The 18,836-nt window shown below is 70.9% G+C and carries 13 protein-coding genes; 10 read left to right on the top strand and 3 right to left on the bottom strand.

Going from position 1 to position 18,836, the window contains the following annotated elements; translation table 11 throughout:
- Positions 1 to 127: 127 nt before the first annotated feature.
- Positions 128 to 739: an outer membrane beta-barrel protein gene (locus ACQVBX_RS00695; RefSeq protein WP_431635979.1), complete on the bottom strand. Its 612-nt coding sequence runs from the start codon at positions 737 to 739 to the stop codon at positions 128 to 130.
- Positions 740 to 929: 190 nt separating this feature from the next.
- Between ACQVBX_RS00695 and ACQVBX_RS00690 the strand changes: the two genes are divergently transcribed.
- The 8 genes from ACQVBX_RS00690 to ACQVBX_RS00655 all read left to right on the top strand — a co-directional run bounded on the left by ACQVBX_RS00690 (position 930) and on the right by ACQVBX_RS00655 (position 11,614).
- The gene (locus ACQVBX_RS00690) at positions 930 to 1,802 is read left to right on the top strand and encodes a PhzF family phenazine biosynthesis protein (RefSeq protein ID WP_431635978.1); all 873 of its coding nucleotides are present in this window, start codon (positions 930 to 932) and stop codon (positions 1,800 to 1,802) included.
- 203 nt (positions 1,803 to 2,005) lie between these two features.
- Positions 2,006 to 3,943 carry a S53 family peptidase gene (locus ACQVBX_RS00685; RefSeq protein WP_431635977.1) on the top strand — a complete coding sequence of 646 codons (1,938 nt, stop codon included), beginning with the start codon at positions 2,006 to 2,008 and terminating at the stop codon, positions 3,941 to 3,943.
- Positions 3,944 to 4,090: 147 nt separating this feature from the next.
- The gene (locus ACQVBX_RS00680; RefSeq protein WP_431635976.1) at positions 4,091 to 5,422 is read left to right on the top strand and encodes an APC family permease; all 1,332 of its coding nucleotides are present in this window, start codon (positions 4,091 to 4,093) and stop codon (positions 5,420 to 5,422) included.
- Positions 5,423 to 5,472: 50 nt separating this feature from the next.
- Entirely contained in the window at positions 5,473 to 6,009 is a 537-nt protein-coding gene (locus ACQVBX_RS00675) for a (2Fe-2S)-binding protein (RefSeq protein WP_431635975.1), read from the top strand.
- On the top strand, positions 6,006 to 8,264 hold the full coding sequence (locus ACQVBX_RS00670) for a molybdopterin cofactor-binding domain-containing protein (RefSeq protein WP_431635974.1): 2,259 nt from the start codon (positions 6,006 to 6,008) through the stop codon (positions 8,262 to 8,264). Before ACQVBX_RS00675 ends, ACQVBX_RS00670 begins: the two co-directional genes overlap by 4 nt.
- Positions 8,265 to 8,610: 346 nt before the next feature.
- Positions 8,611 to 9,780, top strand: coding sequence for an FAD-binding domain-containing protein (locus ACQVBX_RS00665; protein ID WP_431635973.1), 1,170 nt, complete (start codon positions 8,611 to 8,613; stop codon positions 9,778 to 9,780).
- A gap of 172 nt (positions 9,781 to 9,952) precedes the next feature.
- Positions 9,953 to 11,053, top strand: coding sequence for an alkene reductase (locus ACQVBX_RS00660; RefSeq protein ID WP_431635972.1), 1,101 nt, complete (start codon positions 9,953 to 9,955; stop codon positions 11,051 to 11,053).
- Between the two features lie 69 nt (positions 11,054 to 11,122).
- Entirely contained in the window at positions 11,123 to 11,614 is a 492-nt protein-coding gene (locus ACQVBX_RS00655) for a MarR family winged helix-turn-helix transcriptional regulator (protein WP_431635971.1), read from the top strand.
- Positions 11,615 to 11,749: 135 nt separating this feature from the next.
- Here ACQVBX_RS00655 and ACQVBX_RS00650 read toward each other — a convergent pair whose 3' ends face one another.
- Both ACQVBX_RS00650 and ACQVBX_RS00645 read right to left on the bottom strand, forming a co-directional pair.
- Positions 11,750 to 13,714: a hypothetical protein gene (locus tag ACQVBX_RS00650; protein WP_431635970.1), complete on the bottom strand. Its 1,965-nt coding sequence runs from the start codon at positions 13,712 to 13,714 to the stop codon at positions 11,750 to 11,752.
- A gap of 96 nt (positions 13,715 to 13,810) precedes the next feature.
- Positions 13,811 to 14,863 carry a hypothetical protein gene (locus ACQVBX_RS00645; protein WP_431635969.1) on the bottom strand — a complete coding sequence of 351 codons (1,053 nt, stop codon included), beginning with the start codon at positions 14,861 to 14,863 and terminating at the stop codon, positions 13,811 to 13,813.
- Between the two features lie 424 nt (positions 14,864 to 15,287).
- Between ACQVBX_RS00645 and fusA the strand changes: the two genes are divergently transcribed.
- Positions 15,288 to 17,336 carry an elongation factor G gene (fusA, locus tag ACQVBX_RS00640; RefSeq protein WP_431635968.1) on the top strand — a complete coding sequence of 683 codons (2,049 nt, stop codon included), beginning with the start codon at positions 15,288 to 15,290 and terminating at the stop codon, positions 17,334 to 17,336.
- Positions 17,337 to 17,515: 179 nt separating this feature from the next.
- Positions 17,516 to 18,829 carry a c-type cytochrome gene (locus tag ACQVBX_RS00635; RefSeq protein WP_431635967.1) on the top strand — a complete coding sequence of 438 codons (1,314 nt, stop codon included), beginning with the start codon at positions 17,516 to 17,518 and terminating at the stop codon, positions 18,827 to 18,829.
- The last annotated feature ends 7 nt before the right edge of the window (positions 18,830 to 18,836 follow it).

Genomic DNA, 18,836 nt, shown 5'->3' with positions numbered 1-18,836 from the left:
CCCCCTATTGTGCCCGAGCGCCGGCCTCACGGACCAAATAGGTGTGACCAGACAGCACGACGGCCGCGCAGGGCGGCCGTCGTGGGAGAGCACCGGCCCAACGCCGGTGCATGCCTCATCGCTGGAATCAGAAACGGTACTCGAGCTGCACCGTGAACGCCGACACATTGCCGCCGATCTTGTCGCCGTCCACCTTGGCTACCGCGTGGTAGTTGTCGTAGTTGAGGCCGATGCTGAAGTCGTGGCTGAAGTCGTAACCGCCGCCGATGCCCGCGTACCAGCCGTCGCCGGAAGCACTGCCGCTGAAGTAGTCGTCATAGAACGGGCTTGTGTAGCGGAAATCTTCGTCGACGGTCGAACGGAACCAGCCGCCACGCACCTGCAGATACCAGGGGGACTCGAAGCGGTGGGTCGCATTCACACCGAGCAGCCAGCCCTTCGCATTGATGGTGTCGTGGGCGTGGTTGTCGCCCGAATCGTACTTCGAGACCAGGTCGCCGAGGTTCACGTATCCGCCCTCGACACCGAAGTCCACGGGGCCGCGCCAAGCGGCACCCACGCGGAAGGATCCGGCGGTGTCCTTCTCGTCAAGCTTGAAGCCCAGGTTATCGGTGCGACCTTCGTGATACACCGCCTGGCCAACGCCGACATTGACAAAACCATAGCTGTCGGCAGCGCATGCCACGGACGAACCAAGGGCGAGTGCCGCGACCAACGCGACGCCGAGAATCTTTTTCATGTTGTGATCCCTGTTGTTTGGATTTGCGTTCCCTTGCGGCCTTGCCTGGACGCAGGGCGCGCGGAAATTAACAAATTTATGACGAATTTGTCTGCAGGCGATCCCCTACAAAAATCAGCAAGCCGGCTAGGCTGTCTTGCTGCACGGATATCGGCCCTGGCAAGGTTCCTCGATAACCGAGGACTCCCTCATGCCCACCCGCCGCTTCATGCAACTGGACGTCTTCGCCGACCGCCCCTTGCGCGGCAATCCGCTGGCCGTGGTGATCGACGCCGAGGGCATCGACAGCGCGACCATGCAGGCCTTCGCCCGCTGGACCAACCTGTCCGAAACTACCTTCCTGCTGTCGCCGACCACGCCGCAGGCCGACTATCGTGTGCGCATCTTCACTCCGCGCCAGGAGCTGCCGTTCGCCGGCCATCCCAGCGTGGGCAGCGCCTATGCCGCGATCGAGGCCGGACTAGTGGAAGCAGGCAAGCGCGGGCTGGTGCAGGAGTGCGCTGCCGGCCTGCTGCCGGTGCGGGTGGAGGGTGACGGCGCGGCGCGGGTGATCCACGTGCAGGCACCACCGGCGCGGATTGCGCCCATCGACGCCGGGCTGCGCTCGCGGCTTGCCGCCGCGCTGCCCGCCACCCTGGACGAAGCGGACATGGCGCGGGTCGACAACGGCCCGCACTGGCTGCTGTGCGACCTGCAACACGCCAACGCGGTGCGCGCGCTGGCGCCGGACCTCGCCGCGATCGCGGCGCTGTGCGAGCACAACGCCCTGGTCGGCGTGAGCGTGTTCGGCGCCGAGACCGACGGCACGGCGGCGATGGCGGTGCGCGCATTCTGCCCCGGCGACGGCATCCCAGAAGACCCGGTCACCGGCAGCGCCAACGCCGCGATCATGGCCGTGCTGGGTGCGCGCGGCGACGCCCGCTACGGGCTGCACCACCGCGCCAGCCAGGGCCGCGAAGTGGGTCGCGATGGTCTGGTGGAGGTGGCGCGCGATGCGGCCACCGGCGCCATCACCATCGGCGGCGCCTGCGCGCTGACCGTGCGCGGGGCGCTGGTCATCTAGCCGCAGGGCACTTTTCCGGCGAGGCGATCGGGAGCAAGCTCAGCGGACGGCGCTGCCTTCGACAGGGGGCGGCAGCGGCGTGCAGGGATAAGGGGTCATCCACGTGATGACGCGCTCGACAGCTGGGCTGGAGAGCAGCGGGCGGTGCTGCGCATGGCCTGCACAGAGGTCTCCAGCCTCACCTCGCTCAAGGAGAACCGCACATGCTCGCCACGTTCCGCCGCACCACCCTGGCCACCGCGCTCACGCTTCTGCTCGCCGGCGCCTCGCTCGGCGCCCAGGCCGCCGACGCGTCTCAGCGCATGGACATGGGCATCGCCCCGTCCAGCCAGCCCGTCAACGTCACCCTGATGCTCAAGTTGCGCGATGAAGCGGGACTGGAGCGATTCATCCAGCAGACCGTGACGCCCGGCAGCCCGAACTTCCAGAAGTTCCTCAGCACCGCCGAGTTCGCCCGCCGCTACGGCGCCACCGATGCCCAGATCAAGCGCGTGCAGCGTTACCTCGCCACGCAGGGCCTGCGCAGCGAGGTACTCGCCAACCACGTCACCGTGCGCGTGAGCGGCAGCCTCGGTCAGTTCGCCAGCGCGTTCCGCGCGCCGATCCACAACTACCGCTCGCTGGCTACCGGCAAGGTGTTCCATCGCCCCGCGGCCGCGCTGGTGATGCCGACCGAACTGGCCGACTCGGTGGTGGCGACGCTGGGCCTCAGCAACGAATCGACCTACCTCTCGCACCGCATCACCACGCCGCGATTGCCGCAGACCATGTCGCGCCTGAGCGGCATGAACGTGATGGGCGCCCTGCGCAGCACCGCCGCGGCGAGCAACCCCACGGCCACCGGCCAGCCGGGCGAATACACCGTGGGCGACGTGGCCAATTTTTACAACATCAATCCGCTGTATCAGCGCGGCATCAGCGGCGCCGGCTCCACCGTCGCGATCGTCACGCTGGCCGATTTCGACCCGGCCGATGCGGAGGCCTACTGGAGCGGCATCGGCCTGGCGACCAAGCCGCATCGCATCGAGCAGATCCACGTCGACGGCGGCGGCAGCATCAACGGCGGCAGCGGCGAAACCGCGCTGGACGTTGAACAGGCCGGCGGCCTGGCGCCGTTTGCCGACGTGCTGGTGTACGACGCGCCCAACACCACTGCGAGCTTTCTCAACGCGTTCGCACAGGCGGTGTCGGACAACCGCGCGGACAGCATCTCCACCAGCTGGGGCCTGCCGGAGATCTACAACTTCGCCGCGCTCAACGTGGATGGCGCCAAGGTGAACGACACCACCGACGTGGGCAGCCTGCGCGCGTTCCACCAGATCTTCATGGAAGCCGCCGCGCAGGGGCAGTCGGTGTTCGCAGCCAGCGGCGACTCGGGCGCGTATGACACCGTGCGCGGACTCGGCTACGGCACCGGCCCGGGCGAATTCAGCGCGCCGCTGACGGTGGACTCGCCCGCCTCCGATCCGTACATCACCGCCGCCGGCGGCACCACCACGCCCTTCAGCTTCGCCTTCGGCAGCAATCCGGTGGCGTCCATCACGCAGGAGAGCGTGTGGGGCTGGAGCTACCTGCAGAACTACTTCGACACCTACTACGGCGCGGGCGCGATCGACCTGTTCTCGGTCGGCGGTGGCGGCGGCGTGAGCAGCTACTGGCGCCGGCCGGCCTACCAGTTCCTTACCCGCGGCGTGCAGGCCACCGAGAATCACCAGTCGCTGGACTACAACGACCCCGCCGCCGGCCCGACCACGCTGCTCAAGCTGCCCAACCACTTCCACGGCCGCAACCTGCCGGATATTTCGCTCAATGCGGACCCGGAAACCGGTTACCTGGTGGTGTCCAGCACCGATGGCGGGGTGACCTCGGGCTCCGGTGGCACCAGCTTCGTGGCGCCGCAACTCAACGGCATCACCGCGCTGCTGCGGCAGAGCGCGGGGCACCGCATCGGGCTGTGGAATCCGCAGGTGTACTTCCTGCAGAACGTGTTCGGCTACGGCCGCTATTCGCCGTTCAACAGCGTCAACGCCGGTGACAACTGGTTCTACCACGGTGCCCCGCGCTACACGCCGGGTGCCGGCATCGGCACGCTGGACGTGGAGAACCTCGACCTGTTCCTGCGCAGCCGTTTCCGCTTCTGATCCACCCCATCGCGGGCCACGCGCCCGTGACCCGAAGGCCGGCCGCGGGCGCACCGCGGCCGGCCTTTTCTTTGGGCGGGCGCGGGGCTTGCCGCGCCACGCCCCGTCACGCCATGCTCGCGCGTCCTTGAAACCACGAGCCCGAGCATGAGCGATCCCGCCAGCACCGCCCGCTACGTCCGCGCCCTGCGCCCCCTGGATGCAGCGCTGATCGTGATCGGCGGGATCATCGGCGGCGGCATCTTTCTCAACCCGGGCATCGCCGCGCAGCGCACCGAGTCGGGGCTGGCGCTGCTGGCGATGTGGGTGGGCGCGGGCGTGCTCACCTTGATCGGCGCGCTCTGCTACGCGGAACTGGGCGCGCGCCGGCCCAGCGCGGGCGGCATCTACGTCTACCTGCGCGAGGCATTCGGGCCGCTGGCCGGGTTCCTGTTCGGCTGGACCATGCTGCTGGTGATCTACTCCGGCTCCACCGCGGCGGTGGCCACCATCTTCGCCAGCTACGCCTCGGCGCTGTTCGATCTGCCGCCGGGCGCAGCCACACCGCTGGCCACCGCCGCGCTGGCCTTCGTGGCGGGCATCAACCTGTTCGGCATCCGGCTTGGCGCCACGATCCAGAACACCTTCGCCCTGCTCAAACTGACGGCGGTGGCCGCACTGGTCGGCTGCGGGCTGTATCTGGCCGGGGTGGGCCACGGCGCGCAGGCCGTGCTGGGCGTGGACGAGGCGCGCCGCGGGGTCGGCTTCATGGGTGCGGCACTGCCGGTGCTGTTCGCCTATTCGGGCTTCACCTACCTCAACAACCTCGCCGGCGAAGTGGATCAACCGCAGCGCACCCTGCCGCGCGCGCTGTTCCTGGGCATGCTCGGCGTCATCCTGGCCTACGCGCTGGTCAACGTGGCCTACCTCGCCGCGCTCGGACACGACGGCCTGGCCGCCAGCACGGCGCCGGCGGCGGACGTGATGCAGCGGGTGTTCGGCACCGCCGGCGCGAAGGTGATCGCGCTCGGCATCGCCATCTCCACGCTGGGCTTTTGCAACATCACCCTGGTGGCCGGCGCGCGCGTGCTGCAGGTGATGGGCGAGGACGGGCTGTTCTTCCGCTCGGTGGCGCGGCTGCACCCGGTGCACCGCACGCCGAACCTGGCGCTGGTGCTGCTGGCGGGGTGGTCGATCGTGCTGGTGCTGTCGGGCAGCTACGGCCAGCTGCTGGACTACGCCACCTTCGCCGACTGGCTGGCCTGCGCGATCGGCGTGGCCACGCTGTTCTGGTATCGCCGCCACGATGGTGGCACCGCCAGTTTCCGGGTGCCGGGCTATCCGCTGCTGCCGCTGATCTTCATCGGCGTGATCGGCTGGGTAGTGGTCGAGACCATGCTGAGCAACCCGCGCAACGCCGGCATCGGCGTGCTGATCATGCTGGCCGGTGCGCCGGTGTACTTCGTCTGGCGGCGGCTGTTCAGTGCGGCGCGCCCCTAAACCCACCGCGTGATGCGAAAATGCCGCGTTCGCTGACGGGAGTGCTTTAGATGGCGCAGTTGCAGGGCCAGGATCATCTGGACGTTCCGGAAAACACCATCGTCCCGGAGAAAGTCCGCGCCGGCATCGCGCTCAAGATCAACGGCGAGGGCTACCGCCACACCGGCGACCCGGAGATGCCGCTGCTGTGGTACCTGCGCGAGGTGCTGCAGCTCACCGGCACCAAGTACGCCGACGCGAAAGGCGTCAGCGGCGCCGACCTGGTGCTCGTCGACGGCAAGGCGACCTCCGCCATCACCGTGCCGATGAGCAAGCTGGCCGGTCGCCAGGTGACCACCGTGGAGGGCCTGGCCGGCACCGACGGCACCCTGCATCCGCTGCAGCAAGCCTTCATCGACGAGGACGCGATCGGCTGCGGCTACTGCACCGCCGGCTGGCTGATCGCCGGCGTCGACCTGCTGCGCCGCCACCCGCATCCCACCGACGCGGATATCGACACCTTGCCCAACCTCTGCCGCTGTGGCTGCCAGAGCCGCGTGCGCAAGGCGATCCAGCGCGTGGGCGCGGCCAAGGGAGCGCAGGCATGAGCGCACGCATCGAACTCTCGCGCCGCCGCTTCCTGCAGGTGCTGGCTGGCGCCACCGGTGCGCTGGTGGTGGGCATTCCGCTGGTCGACGCGGCCGATGCGCCGGTGCCGGCGGGCTGGCTCGGCGACACGCTGTACGGGCTGGGCGCGTACGTGCGCATCAACGCGGACGGCAGCGTGCTGATCGGCGCGCGCGATCCGGAAACCGGCACCGGCGCGACCACCGCGCTGGCGCGCATCATCGCCGACGAACTCGACGCGGACTGGTCCAGCGTGAAGGTGATCGGCCTGGGGCCGGCCACCGAGGACGCGAACGGCAAGCCGCGCTTCATCTACGGCCACCAGCTCGGCGGCACCGGCAGCTCGGTGCCGGCGGCGTGGAACGATCTGCGCCAGGCCGGCGCGCTGGCCCGCTGGCTGCTGACCCAGGCCGCGGCGCGCCAGCTCGGCGTTCCCGCCGACCAGTTGCGCAGCGAGGCCGGCCGGGTGATCAGTCGCGACGGCCGCCGCCTGGACTACGGCAGCCTCGCCGAGGCCGCCGCGCGGATCGACCCGCCCAAGGCGCCGGTGGCAGTGAAGACGCCCGACCGCTACACGCTGATCGGCCACGGCACCGGCGACGCCGACGCGCTGGCGCTGGTCACCGGCGCCGCGCGCTTCGCCATCGATCATCAGCCCGGCGACGCCGTGGTCGCGGTGCTGGCGCATTGCCCGTGGCCCGACGGCAGCCTGGACCGCATCGACACCGCCAAAGCGCTTGCCGTGAAGGGCGTGCTGAAGGTGCTGCAGCTGGCGCCGGAGCCCGGCCAGGCCGTGGGCACCACCCCGCGCACCGCTTCGGTGGCGGTGGTGGCGGAGACCACCTGGGCCGCGCTGCAGGGCCGGGCCGCGCTCGACCTGAAATGGAAGCCCGGCGCCGCGGCGGGCGAGTCCACATTTGCGCTCGAACAGCAGGCGCTCGCGCTGGTCGCCGATGACGACGCCCTCCCGACCAAGCGCGTGCGCGACGACGGCGACGTCATCGCCGCCGGCAAGAAGGCCGCGCGCCGCATCGAGGCCACCTACGTGCAACCGTGGCTGGCCCATGCCACGGCCGAGCCGATGAACTGCCTGGCGCGGGTGGACAAGGATCGCGCCGAGCTGGTCGTGCCCACCCAGGCGCCCCAGGACGCCTGGACCGTGGTGCAGCGCCTCACCGGCCTGCCCGCCGCGCAGATCGACATTCGGGTGCCTCGCGTGGGCGGCGGTTACGGCCGCCGGCTCGATCACGACTTCGTCGCCGAAGCGGTGATGCTGGCCAAGATGCTCGACAAGCCCGTGCGCCTGCTGTGGACGCGCGAGGACGACCTCACCCACGACTTCTACCGCTCCGGCAGCGTGCACACGCTGCAGGCGATCGTCGATCGCAAGCGCGACGTGCTGGCCTGGAACCAGCGCATGGCCAGCGCGCCGGCACTGGTCGGCCGCGGCGTGCCGGACGACCGCCTATGGATGTCCGAAGCGAGCGCCGCGCAGTTGCCAGCCGGGCTGATTCCGAACTACCGCAGCGACTGGTACGCCCTGCAGGCCGCCACGCCGCGTGGCCCGATGCGCGGCATGCCCGACGTGGCCAACGCGTTTGCGGTGGAAAGCTTCATCGACGAGATCGCGCACGTGATGCGCGAGAACCCGCTGGACACCCGCCTGCGCCTGCTCGGTGAGGCGCGCCAGCTGCCGCTGCCCAACGGCGGCACGTTGGACACCGGCCGCCTCGCCAATGTGCTCAAGCTCGCCGCCGAACGCATCAACTGGAGCAACTGGCTGCACACCGTCAACGGCCTGGGCATCGCCAGCTGGCATCTCGATGGCGCCTACGTGGCGCACGCCATCGAGGCCTCGATGAAGGGCGAGCAGCTGACCATCGAGCGAGTGGTCTGCGTCGCTGACGTGGGCCGCGTGATCAATCCCACCGGTCTGGAAGGCCAGCTCGCCGGCGCCACGCTCGATGCGTTGTCGCAGGCGCTCAACCTGGCCATCACGGTGAAAGACGGCCAGGTGCAGCAGCACGACTGGAAGGCCTACCCGCTGGCCACCATGGCGCAGCTGCCGAACACGGTGGACGTGATCGTGGTGGCCGACGACGACCGCCCGCCCACCGGCGCCAGTTTCCTGGCCATGCCCACCGCCGCGCCGGCGCTGGCCAATGCCGTGTTCCGCGCCACCGCGGTGCGCGTGCGGCGCCTGCCGCTGATGAAGGAACTGCTGCGCCTGCTGTAGCCGGTATGGCCACCGCGGGGCCGAGCGCGCCGGCCTGGCGCCGCTCGCGCCTGGGGCAGCCGAGGTAGCACCGCGCATCCGAATGCGAGTGCCGTCCGTAACTGGGGCCATGCCCCAGACTGCGATCCTCCGGCTCAAAACGCGACCCGCGCCTGGCCTCCGCCGTGCCGCTCGCCGCCACGGCCAGGCGGCACCTGCACGCAATACGAGGCCGGCCGCAGGCGCGCGGCACGGCGCCAACGATCCAGCCCCGGCCCCGCTCGCGCCGCAGCGGCCTGCTGCCGAGTGCCCGGCGCCGACACGCCTGGCGTGACACCGCACCGTTCGCGCAAGCCGATCTTTTCCCATGAACTCGTCGCTCTTTCCCGCCTCCCGCGACGCCGCGCTTGCCCGCCTCGCCGCCGTGCGCCCGGCCGATTACGCGCGCAGCCGCAATGCGCTGGACGGTGCCGTGACGCGACTGTCGCCCTACCTCAGCCACTGCGTGCTGACCCTGCCCGAGGTTCACGACGACATCGCCGCGCGCTTTGCGTTGAATCCGCAGCACAAGCTGGTCTACGAGTTCGGCTGGCGCGAGTACTTCCACCACGTGTGGGAGCGCCACGGCGAAGCGATCTTTGCCTCGCTGCACGCCGGCCCGCTGCCCGACGCGGCCTACGCGCGCACGCTGCCGCAGGACATCCGCGCCGGCCACACCGGGGTGCCGGTGATCGACCGCGCCGTGGCCGAGCTGTACGCCACCGGCTACCTGCACAACCACGCGCGGATGTGGCTGGCCAGCTACGTGGTGCACCTGCGCAAGGTGCACTGGCGTGCGGGCGCCGACTGGCTCTATGGCCATCTGCTCGATGGCGACCTGGCCAGCAATCACCTGAGCTGGCAATGGGTGGCCGGCACCGGCAGCCACAAGCCGTATCTGTTCAACGCCGAGAACGTGGCCAAGTACGCCCCGCGCGAATGGCACAGCCCAGGCACGGTCGTCGACCGCAGCTACGAGGCGCTGGACCGCATGGCGCGGCACGCCGACGCCGTGGCCGCGCCGGGCGCGAGTCTGGCCACTCCCGTGCTGAACGAGCCGCCGCTGCTCGCCGCCCCGCCGCCGGGCGGTTTCCAGGCGCCGTATGCACGGGCGCTTGCCGGGCGCGACGTCTGGCTGGTGCATCCCTGGGCATTGCGCGCGCCGCCGGCGGACCTGCCGGCGCAGACGGTGATCGTGGCCATCGCGGTGGCCGAATGGCACGCGCGCTGGCCGTGGTCGACGCGGCGGTGGAGCTTCGTGGCGGATCTGCAGTCATCGCTTGCGACGCACCGCTGGTTCGCCGATGCCGCCTCGCTGCGCGCCGCGCTGGCCGATGCACGCAGCGTGCAGGCGATTGGCGATCCGCACGCGCGCAGCCAGCTGCGCCAGCTTCGCGACGACATCGCACTGCGCCCGGTACCGCGCCTGTTCGCCCCGGTCGAGCGCCCCTGCACCAGCTTCTCGCAGTGGTGGCACCGCACGCGTATCGACCCCTGAAGCGCGACGTCGTCACAGCTCAAGCACATTGTGTCGCACACAATTCAATTGCTTGAAATATGAAAAGCTGCCCCCACCCTTGAAGCCTGCCCGCGCAGATCGTGCCTGCTCCGATTCGCGTGCGCGCATCGCCTGAACGCCCCAATCCACCCGAACCACCCAAGGAGCCTCCATGACCGATCACGCCGCCTCGGCCGACGTCGATGTCCTGTTCCAGCCGATCACCGTGGGCGAGCTGAAGCTGCCTAACCGCATCGTGATGGCCCCGCTCACCCGCAACCGCGCAGGCCAGGGCAACACCGTGGGCGACCTGCAGGCCACCTACTACAGCCAGCGCGCCAGTGCCGGCCTGATCATCGCCGAGGCCACCCAGGTGGTGCCCGAGGGCCAGGGCTACATCGCCACGCCGGGCATTTATTCGCCCGAACAGGTGAAGAGCTGGAAGAAAGTGACCGATGCCGTGCACGCCGCCGGCGGGCGCATCGTGCTGCAGCTGTGGCATGTGGGCCGCATCTCGCACACCTCGCTGCAGCCCGGCGGCAAAGCGCCGGTGGCGCCCTCGGCGATCCGCGCCGAGGCCAAGGTGTTCACCGCCGACGGGTTCACCGACGTCTCTGCCCCGCGCGCGCTGGAACTGGATGAGATCCCTGCGCTCATCGACAGCTATCGCGTCGCCGCGCGTCACGCCATCGAGGCCGGCTTCGACGGCGTCGAGGTGCATGCCGCCAACGGCTACCTGATCGACCAGTTCCTGCGCGACAAGTCCAACCAGCGCACCGACGCCTACGGCGGCAGCATCGAGAACCGCACGCGTCTGCTAGTCGAAGTGTGCGAGGCGGTGGCGAAGGAGATCGGCGCGGGTCGCACCGGCGTGCGGCTGTCGCCGCTGACCGCGTTCGGCGATCTGGCCGACAGCGACCCGCAGTCGCTGTTCAATCGTGCCGTGGAACGCCTGGCCACGCTGGATCTTGCCTTCATCCACGTGATCGAGGGCGAGACCGGCGGCGATCGCGCACCGCAACCGTTCAACTACGCCGCCATGCGCGGGCCGTTCAAGGGCACGTGGATCGTCAACAACGGCTACGACCGCGCCATGGCGATCGACGCGGTGGCCAGCGGCAAGGCCGACATGGTGGCGTTTGGCCGTCCGTTCATCAGCAACCCGGACCTACCGCACCGGCTGCGCGAGAACGCACCGCTGAATGCGCTGAATGCGGACACGCTGTATGGCGGCGATGCCAAGGGCTACACCGACTACCCGGCGCTGGGCTGACCCGCCGCGCGGCGCGGCCAGGCCATCGGATGGCTTGTCCGCGCCGCGCGCGTGCTGCACCCTCACGCCATGAGCCGCTCCCGCGCCACGCCTCCTGCCTCCGCCCTGCCCGCTGACGATGCTTCGCCGCTGTGTCTCAAGCGCCAGCTGTGCTTCGCGCTGTACGCGGCCAGCAACCGGATCACCCGACTGGCGCGCCCGGCGCTCGATGCGCTCGGCCTCACCTATCCGCAATACCTGGTGCTGCTGGTGCTGTGGGAACACGCGCCGTGCACCGTGGGCGAGATCGGCCAGGCGCTGATGCTCGATTCGGGCACGCTCACGCCGCTGCTCAAGCGCATGGAGGCCAACGGCCTGCTGACGCGCACCCGCGACCGAACCGACGAGCGCTGCGTGCGCATCGCGCTGACGGCCGCAGGTCGCGCGCTCAAGCGCCGTGCCGGCAACATCCCGGAAGGCGTGCGCTGCCAGATCGCGCTGCCCGCGCACGACATCGAATCGCTGCGCGAACAGCTGCACGCGCTGCTGCAGGCGATCGAGCCGCCAGCGGAAGAACGCTGACCACGCTTACGCGACCCCGCAAGGCAGGGCGAGCCCCCGCAGGAGCGGCTTCAGTCGCGATGCTCTTGGCGACACCGACCGACGCCATGGCGACTGACCAACAAGGGTCACCCATGCCCCGTACAATCGCCGCGACTAGAACTGATCGCTGGCCGGCACCCATGAACTGGACGGCCGCGCCGGGCCCAGCGGCGCTTTCGGCGGCGCGCTGACGGCACTGGTGCAGCCCGGCGGCAGTGGCCCACCGGCGACGCGCGCGTTGGCGCATTGCACCGTGTTGTCCAGCAGGATCGGCGCAGCAGGCGCCTTCGCCACGCTGGCCGCCGGCGCGGGCGGCGGCGCCAGCGGGGCCGACGGCAGGTTGAGCCGCTGGTAGATCTCCGGCTCCACCGCCTTGGCCAGCGGATCGGGGTTGTGGCAGCCGAACACCGCGATCGGAAACAGCGGCATCGCCGCGCATTCGATGCGCACGCCGCGCGGCAAATGGAAGGTGTGCTTCACCGTGGTCTTCTCCACCGCGTGGCGCAGCGCGGTGTCGATCGCGCTCTCGCCTTCGGGCGCCCAGTCCTGCTCGAAACGGGTCGACTTGTAGCCGATGTTGGGCGCGCGGTGTTCCATGATCTGCACGTCGCCGTGCGGCTTGAGCTGGATGTAGTCACCGGGTTGGCCGCTGGCCGCACCGGCGGCGGCGTTGCCTGCCGCGCTGCCCTCGCTCGCCTTGCCGGCACCCTGCCCCGGCGCGGGTAAGGCGATGGAGCCGTCCTGGCCGATCGCCAGCGCCGGCGCCTGCTCCTGGCCGGCGGGCGAGCCGGGCGTGGCGGTGTCGCTGCCCTGCGGCGTGGCGTCCGGGGCGGTGCTGACATCGCGTTCGCCCGCGGCGCTGGCCTGGTCCGCCGCGCGTGATTCGGTGGCCTGCGGTGCGCTGGCGGTTTCGCTCGACGCGTTCGCCTGCTCGGCGGCGGCAGACGCCTTCGACGGCTGCGCGGCTGCTACCGGCGTGGGCGTGGCCGCGCTGGCTTCCGGGGTGAGCTCGGGCCGCGCCACCGTGATCGCCACGCGCGGCGCGGGCGTGTCCAGCGTCGGTGCCGCGGGCGCCGGGGCACGCGGCTGTTCGATCAAGCTCGGCGCCAGCGGCGCCACCGGCACCGCTTCCAGTTGCGGCTCGGCTGGCGCCACGGTGACGGCGGGCGCCTGCACCTGCGGCCGTTCGGTGGCGACGACGATCGGCGTCGGTGCACTGATCTGCGGCTGCAGGTTGACCTGCGGCGCTGCCTGCGCCGGCACCGGCACGGCCTGCAGCTCCGGCACCGGCGGCGCGGCGGCAGCGGCCTGCGGGCGGGCCAGCACCACGCTGGGCGGCGCCGCGGTGAGTGGCACGCGCGCATCCAGCGCCACGGTCGGCGGCGCCAGCGTGGGCGCCGACTGCGCGGGCAGCTCGGGCATCGCCAGCGAGGCCGGCGGCGGGATCGGACGGTTGCCTTCCAGCTGGGGCTTGCGTGGCGGCTCGGGCTGGAATGCGGGCGGCACCGGCTTGGCGCCCGGCGGCGTGTCCAGCGTGATGGATGGCGGCTCACCGGCGAGCGGCACCGGGGCGAGATCCGGTGTCGGCGCGGGAGCAGGCAGGGTGAGCGGCGGCGGCGGTGCCGTCACGGCCTTCTGCGGCGTCGGCACGCTGGTGCGCTTAGCAATGTCGATCACCGGCGGTTGCAGCGTAGGCACCGGGATCGGCTCGGCCGCGGGCACGGCCGGCAGCGCCGGCGTGGCGACGGCGGCCGACCGCGTGCGCACGGCCACGCGAGCGGCGCTGCCCCGATGCACCGGCCCGCGCTGCTTCGGTGGCGTACCGCGCACGGGCGGCGGCGGTGGTGGCTCTTCCTTTTTCTTTTCGATGAAGCGCACCTGCAGCGCATCGCCCGGCCGCTCCGGCGGCGGCTCGGGCACGTAGGCCGGGCCGAGCACCGCGCCCACCAGCACCGCCAGATGCAGCAACAGGCTGCCGCTCAGCGCGATGGTGCGCAGCCAGCGGTCGCGGGGCTTCTGCCGCGTGCGGCGCCGGTACACGCGCGCGCGCTCGGCCGCCTCACGGGGCGACTCGAGCATCACGACGGGGCGGCGGACCGGACGGTCCGAAGGCGGCAGCGGCATGGCGGCGAGTGTAACGGGGTGCGCCGCCGCGATGCCGCCGCCGCGGGCGCCTCAGGGCTTGCCGCCCGACGCCGCGTCTGCCGGCGCGGCGTCCTTCGCCTGCGCGCGCCGTGCCGTGTCTGCCGGACACCACGTCGGCAGGCGCTTGCCGGCGCGGAACAGCGCAATGCACTGGCGCACCTCCTCGTCGACCGCGCGCGCCGGCGTATCCACCGGGCAGCCGTAGGGCAGCGGGCCTTCGCTGCGCCACGCGGCGATACACGCCTGCAATGTCGGCGGCGTGGGCGGATGCGGATTCTTCGCCAGCGGCGCGGCGGGCGCCATGCTCAGGCGCTCGTCGCCATCGTTGGGCGGCGGCGGTGCCGGCGGGTCGGAGCACCCGCCGAGCAGGCTGCACTTGAGATGCACGCCGCGCGGCAGGTTCACCGCGTGCTGCTTGAACAGCGGCGCCGCGATCTTGCGCAAGCCGGCCTGCGCCGCGTTCTCGCCCGGTGGCGGGAAGTACTGCTCGAAGCGCGTGGCCTTGTACGGCAGCGGCGAGGTGTGATCCATCACCTGCATGTCGCCCTTGGGCTTACGCTGCACGTAACCCGGCACCGGCGCCACGGCCGTGCTGGCCGATGCGCTGGGCAACTGCGCCACCCCGTTGCGATCGAACAGTTGCGGCGTGGGCGCGGCGCTGGCGGATGCCACGGGCGCCGGCCCGGGCACCTCCACGCGCATCGCGTCGGGCCGCGGCGGCTCGCGTACCGGCTTCGGCCGCGGCGGCGGGTTCGGCAGCGCGGGCGGCGGCGCCGCGCTCGGCGCCGCGGCCGTGCGACGCGGGATGAAACGCACCTGCAGCACGCCCTCGCTGGGCCCGGCTGCGGCCGCTGCGAATTCCCGCGGCGGGCCGGGCCGGGTCTCGTGCCACAGCACCACGGCAAAGAGCGCATGCAGGAGCACCACCAGCGCCCACGCCAGCGCGTGCGGCCGACGATCGCGCGGTGGCCGACGATGACGCAGGGTGCGCAGCAGCTCGCGCGTGGCGGGATCCAGCGGCACCAGCCCGGGCGCGGGCGTCCAGCGATGCGGATCGAGCGGCGGCGTGCGTTCGATGATCAACCTCGGCGAGTGGATGAAGGAAGCGACTGACCAGCATGCGAGGCCGTCGCAAACGCCGCGTGAATCGCGCGCTCTGCACAGACCGTGCGTGCCGCGCGGGGTTCCCGTTTCCAGCCGCAGTGCAGCTTGACCGCGTGCCGCGATGGGAGAACGCTACACCGGCGGCTGTCGCCGCCTCTCCGCCATGACCGCCCCGACGCACACGCGCCGCGGACTGCCATGACGGCCCGCCAACGTCTGCCGCGCCACGCGGCCTCGTGCGGCGCCGTTCATGCCGGCACGGGACCCGCGTTTGCGCCAGGGAGGGTTCTGTCATGTCCGTATCGAGGAGCACCCCGCTCGCCAACCATCCTCGCCGGCCGCCGCACACCACGCGGTGGGCCGGCTTTCGCATGATCCACGCGCTGCGCCTGGGGAGGTCGTCATGAACGCCCACGGCCATAGCACCGAGCAGATCCGCAACATCGCCCTGGCCGGCCACGCCGGCAGCGGCAAGACCACCTTGTTCGAGGCGCTGCTGTTCGCCGGCGGCGCGATCCAGGCCACCGGCTCGGTGGAACGCGGCAACACGTTCTCCGACACCGATGCGCAGGAGAAGGCGCGTGGGCACTCGATCGACAGCTGCCTGGCCGCGGTGACGCGCGGCGACTGCCGCATCCAGTTGATCGACACGCCCGGCTACGCCGACTTCCGCGGACCGGCGCTGGCCGCACTGGCAGCGGTGGACACGGTGGCGGTGGTGGTCAACGCGGCCAACGGCATCGAGCACGGCACCCGGCGCATGGTAGAGCACGCGCGCCAACGTGGACTGGCCTGCGTGCTGGTGATCAACCGCATCGACAGCGAGGGCGCGCGACTGTCCTCGCTGGTGGACGAACTGCGCGAAACGTTCGGCACGCAGTGCCTGCCGGTGAACCTGCCCGCCGACGACGGCGCGCGTGTGCTCGATGCGTTCTTCCATCGCGAAGGCGCCACCGACTTCTCCTCGCTGGCGCAGGCGCACCAGCACATCCTCGACCAGGTGGTGGAAATCAACGAGACCGTGATGGGCGCGTACCTGGACACCGGCGAAGAGGCGATCACGCCGCAGCAGCTGCACGATGCGTTCGAGCAGTGCCTGCGCGAAGGGCATCTGGTGCCGATCTGCTTCGTCAGCGCGCGCACCGGCGCGGGCGTGGGCGAACTGCTGGAGCTGGCCGAGCGGCTGCTGCCGCATCCGGGCGAGGCGAACCCGCCACCGTTCCTTGATGCGCAGCACCAGCCGGTGGAGGTGCGCGCCGATCCATCGCGCCATGTGATCGCCGACGTGTTCAAGATCGTCAACGACCCGTTCGTGGGCAAGCTCGGCATCTTCCGCGTGTGGCAGGGCACGGTGCGTCGCGACAGCCAGCTGTTCGTCGACGACGGCCGCAAGCCGTTCAAGGTCGGTCACCTGCTGCGCATCGAAGGCACTCGTCACGTGGAGATCGAGCAGGCGGTGCCGGGCGATATCGCCGCCGTGGCGAAGGTGGAGGACATCCACTTCGACGCCGTGCTGCACGACTCGCACGACGAAGACCGCATCCAGCTTGCGCCGATGGCGTTTCCGCAGCCGATGGCCGGGCTGGCGCTGGAGCCCAAGCACAAAGGCCAGGAGCAGAAGCTGGCGCAGGCGCTGGCGCGGCTGGCCGAGGAAGACCCTTGCCTGCGCGTGGAGCACCGGCGCGAGCTCAACGAGACGGTGCTGCGCGGCCTGTCCGAACTGCACCTGGCGATCGCGCTCGAACGCATGCGCGAGCGCTACGGCGTGGAGGTGCTCACCCATCCGCCGCGCATCGCCTACCGCGAGACGATCGCCGCAGCGGCCGAGGGCCACCATCGCCACAAGAAGCAGACCGGCGGCGCCGGCCAGTTCGGCGAGGTGCTGCTGAAGGTGGAACCGCTGGCGCGCGGCGGCGGCTTCGAGTTCGTCGACGCGGTGAAGGGCGGCGCGATTCCCGGCCAGTTCCTGCCGGCGATCGAGAAAGGCGTGCGCCAGGCGATGGACCACGGTGCGCTGGCCGGCTTCCCGCTGCAAGACGTGCGCGTGACCGTGCTGGATGGCAAGCATCACGCGGTCGACTCCAAGGAAGTGGCCTTCATCAGCGCGGGGCGCAAGGCCTTCCTCGATGCGGTGGGCAAGGCGCGGCCGATCGTGCTCGAACCGATCGTGGACGTGGAGGTGGCGATTCCCGAGCAGCACGTGGGCGACATCACCGGCGGCCTCGCCGGCAAGCGCGCGCGCATTCTCGGCACCGATCTGCAGCGCGGCGGCGAGCTGCTGATCCGCGCGCAGGCGCCGCTGGCCGAGCTGGCCGATTACGCCACCGAGCTGCGCGCGGTCACCGGTGGCCGCGGCCGCTACAGCATGGAGCTGAGCCACTACGAACCGGTACCGCCGCCGGTGCAGAAGCAACTGAGCGAGTCATGGCGGCCGCACGCGGAGGAGGACTGAAAGCGCGCACGATCCGTCATGAAATCGCCGGGGCTTCGGCGTAGAGTGCGCCGAAGCCCAGGCATGCGCGACGACGCCGTCGCCGCGGGGATGCATGCCGGGAGGCCCGCGCAAGCAGCGCTGCAGGTGGAACGACTCGCTCGTCCAACGCCTTTACTCAAGGAACGGCAGGCATCGCCATGATCAGACGTCTCTTGCTCGGCCTCCTCGCACTCATCGTGCTCGCCGTCGTTGGCCTGTTCGCACTGGCCTGGCGCAGCGCGATCGAACCGATCGCCCCGCCGCAGGCGAGCAGCTTCGCACCCGACCTGGTCGCCCGCGGCGAGGTGCTCGCCGGCGCCGGCTACTGCGCCACCTGCCACACCGCCAAGAGTGGGCGGCCCTACGCCGGCGGCTATGCCATGGCCACGCCGTTTGGCACGCTCTACTCCAGCAACATCACGCCCGATTCGGACACCGGTATCGGCAGCTGGTCCGAAGCGGCTTTCGTGCGTGCGATGCGCAAGGGCGTAGCGCGTGATGGCTCGCATCTGTTTCCGGCCTTCCCCTACCAGCACTTCAACCTCGTCACCGACGAGGACCTGCACGCGCTGTACGCCTTCCTGATGACGCGCGCTCCGGTGAAGGCGGCCACGCCGGCGCCGGACATCCCGTTCCCGCTCAACGTCCGCGCGCTGCAGGCCGGCTGGAAGCTGCTGTTCTTCCGCGACCGCGCGTTCGCGCCGGACGGCAGCAAGGGCGCCGAGTGGGATCGCGGCGCGTATCTCGCCGAAGGCCTGTCGCACTGCTCGGCCTGCCACAGCCCGCGCAACAAACTGGGCGCGGAGAAGATGGGCGATGCGCGCTATGCCGGCGCGGTGGTCGATCACTGGTACGCGCCGGCGCTCACGCCCGCCAATCCCGCACCGCTGGCCTGGACCACGGCAGAAATCGAGACCTACCTGCGCCAGGGCGGCACCGCGCTGCACGGCGTGGCGGCCGGCTCGATGTCACAGGTAGTCCATGAGGGCCTAGCCCGGTTGCCGGACAGCGACATCCACTCCATCGCCGTGTACATCGCCGACCGGATGGGCGGCGACGCCAAGGGCGGCGGCAACCAGGCAGCGCTGGCCCAGGCGATGACGCGGGCCGCCGCGCCCGTGCACGCCGATACCGATCCCGGCGCGCACCTGTACGCGGCCGCCTGCGCTTCATGCCACTACAACCGCGGGCCGATGCCGGCGGCGGTGCGGCCGGAGCTCGGCCTCAACAGCGCGCTCACCAGCCCCGATCCGTCGACGCTGATCCAGGTGATCCTGCACGGCGTGGGCACTGACGAAGGCCTGCCCGGCCTGGCCATGCCCGCCTACGCGCACGCCCTGAACGATCAGGAGATCGCCCGGCTCGCCGCCTGGCTGCGCCGCACGCAGACCGACCAGCCGCCGTGGACCGACCTGCCGAGCAAGGTCGCCGCGCTGCGCACGCCGAACGGCGGCGCGCGCGGCCAGCATTGATCCAATC

It is taken from the genome of Dyella thailandensis (genome assembly GCF_050749815.1).
In the GTDB taxonomy this organism is placed as follows: domain Bacteria; phylum Pseudomonadota; class Gammaproteobacteria; order Xanthomonadales; family Rhodanobacteraceae; genus Dyella_A.
Note: the sequence above shows the minus strand (reverse complement) of the source record. Positions and strands in the feature narration are given on the sequence as shown.

Excerpts from the sequence above, each read along its gene's own strand:
- ACQVBX_RS00695 (WP_431635979.1), bottom strand. The coding sequence starts at position 739 with ATGAAAAAGATTCTCGGCGTCGCGTTGGTCGCGGCACTCGCCCTTGGT.
- ACQVBX_RS00690 (WP_431635978.1), top strand. The coding sequence starts at position 930 with ATGCCCACCCGCCGCTTCATGCAACTGGACGTCTTCGCCGACCGCCCC.
- ACQVBX_RS00685 (WP_431635977.1), top strand. The coding sequence starts at position 2,006 with ATGCTCGCCACGTTCCGCCGCACCACCCTGGCCACCGCGCTCACGCTT.
- ACQVBX_RS00680 (WP_431635976.1), top strand. The coding sequence starts at position 4,091 with ATGAGCGATCCCGCCAGCACCGCCCGCTACGTCCGCGCCCTGCGCCCC.
- ACQVBX_RS00675 (WP_431635975.1), top strand. The coding sequence starts at position 5,473 with ATGGCGCAGTTGCAGGGCCAGGATCATCTGGACGTTCCGGAAAACACC.
- ACQVBX_RS00670 (WP_431635974.1), top strand. The coding sequence starts at position 6,006 with ATGAGCGCACGCATCGAACTCTCGCGCCGCCGCTTCCTGCAGGTGCTG.
- ACQVBX_RS00665 (WP_431635973.1), top strand. The coding sequence starts at position 8,611 with ATGAACTCGTCGCTCTTTCCCGCCTCCCGCGACGCCGCGCTTGCCCGC.
- ACQVBX_RS00660 (WP_431635972.1), top strand. The coding sequence starts at position 9,953 with ATGACCGATCACGCCGCCTCGGCCGACGTCGATGTCCTGTTCCAGCCG.
- ACQVBX_RS00655 (WP_431635971.1), top strand. The coding sequence starts at position 11,123 with ATGAGCCGCTCCCGCGCCACGCCTCCTGCCTCCGCCCTGCCCGCTGAC.
- ACQVBX_RS00650 (WP_431635970.1), bottom strand. The coding sequence starts at position 13,714 with ATGCTCGAGTCGCCCCGTGAGGCGGCCGAGCGCGCGCGCGTGTACCGG.
- fusA (WP_431635968.1), top strand. The coding sequence starts at position 15,288 with ATGAACGCCCACGGCCATAGCACCGAGCAGATCCGCAACATCGCCCTG.
- ACQVBX_RS00635 (WP_431635967.1), top strand. The coding sequence starts at position 17,516 with ATGATCAGACGTCTCTTGCTCGGCCTCCTCGCACTCATCGTGCTCGCC.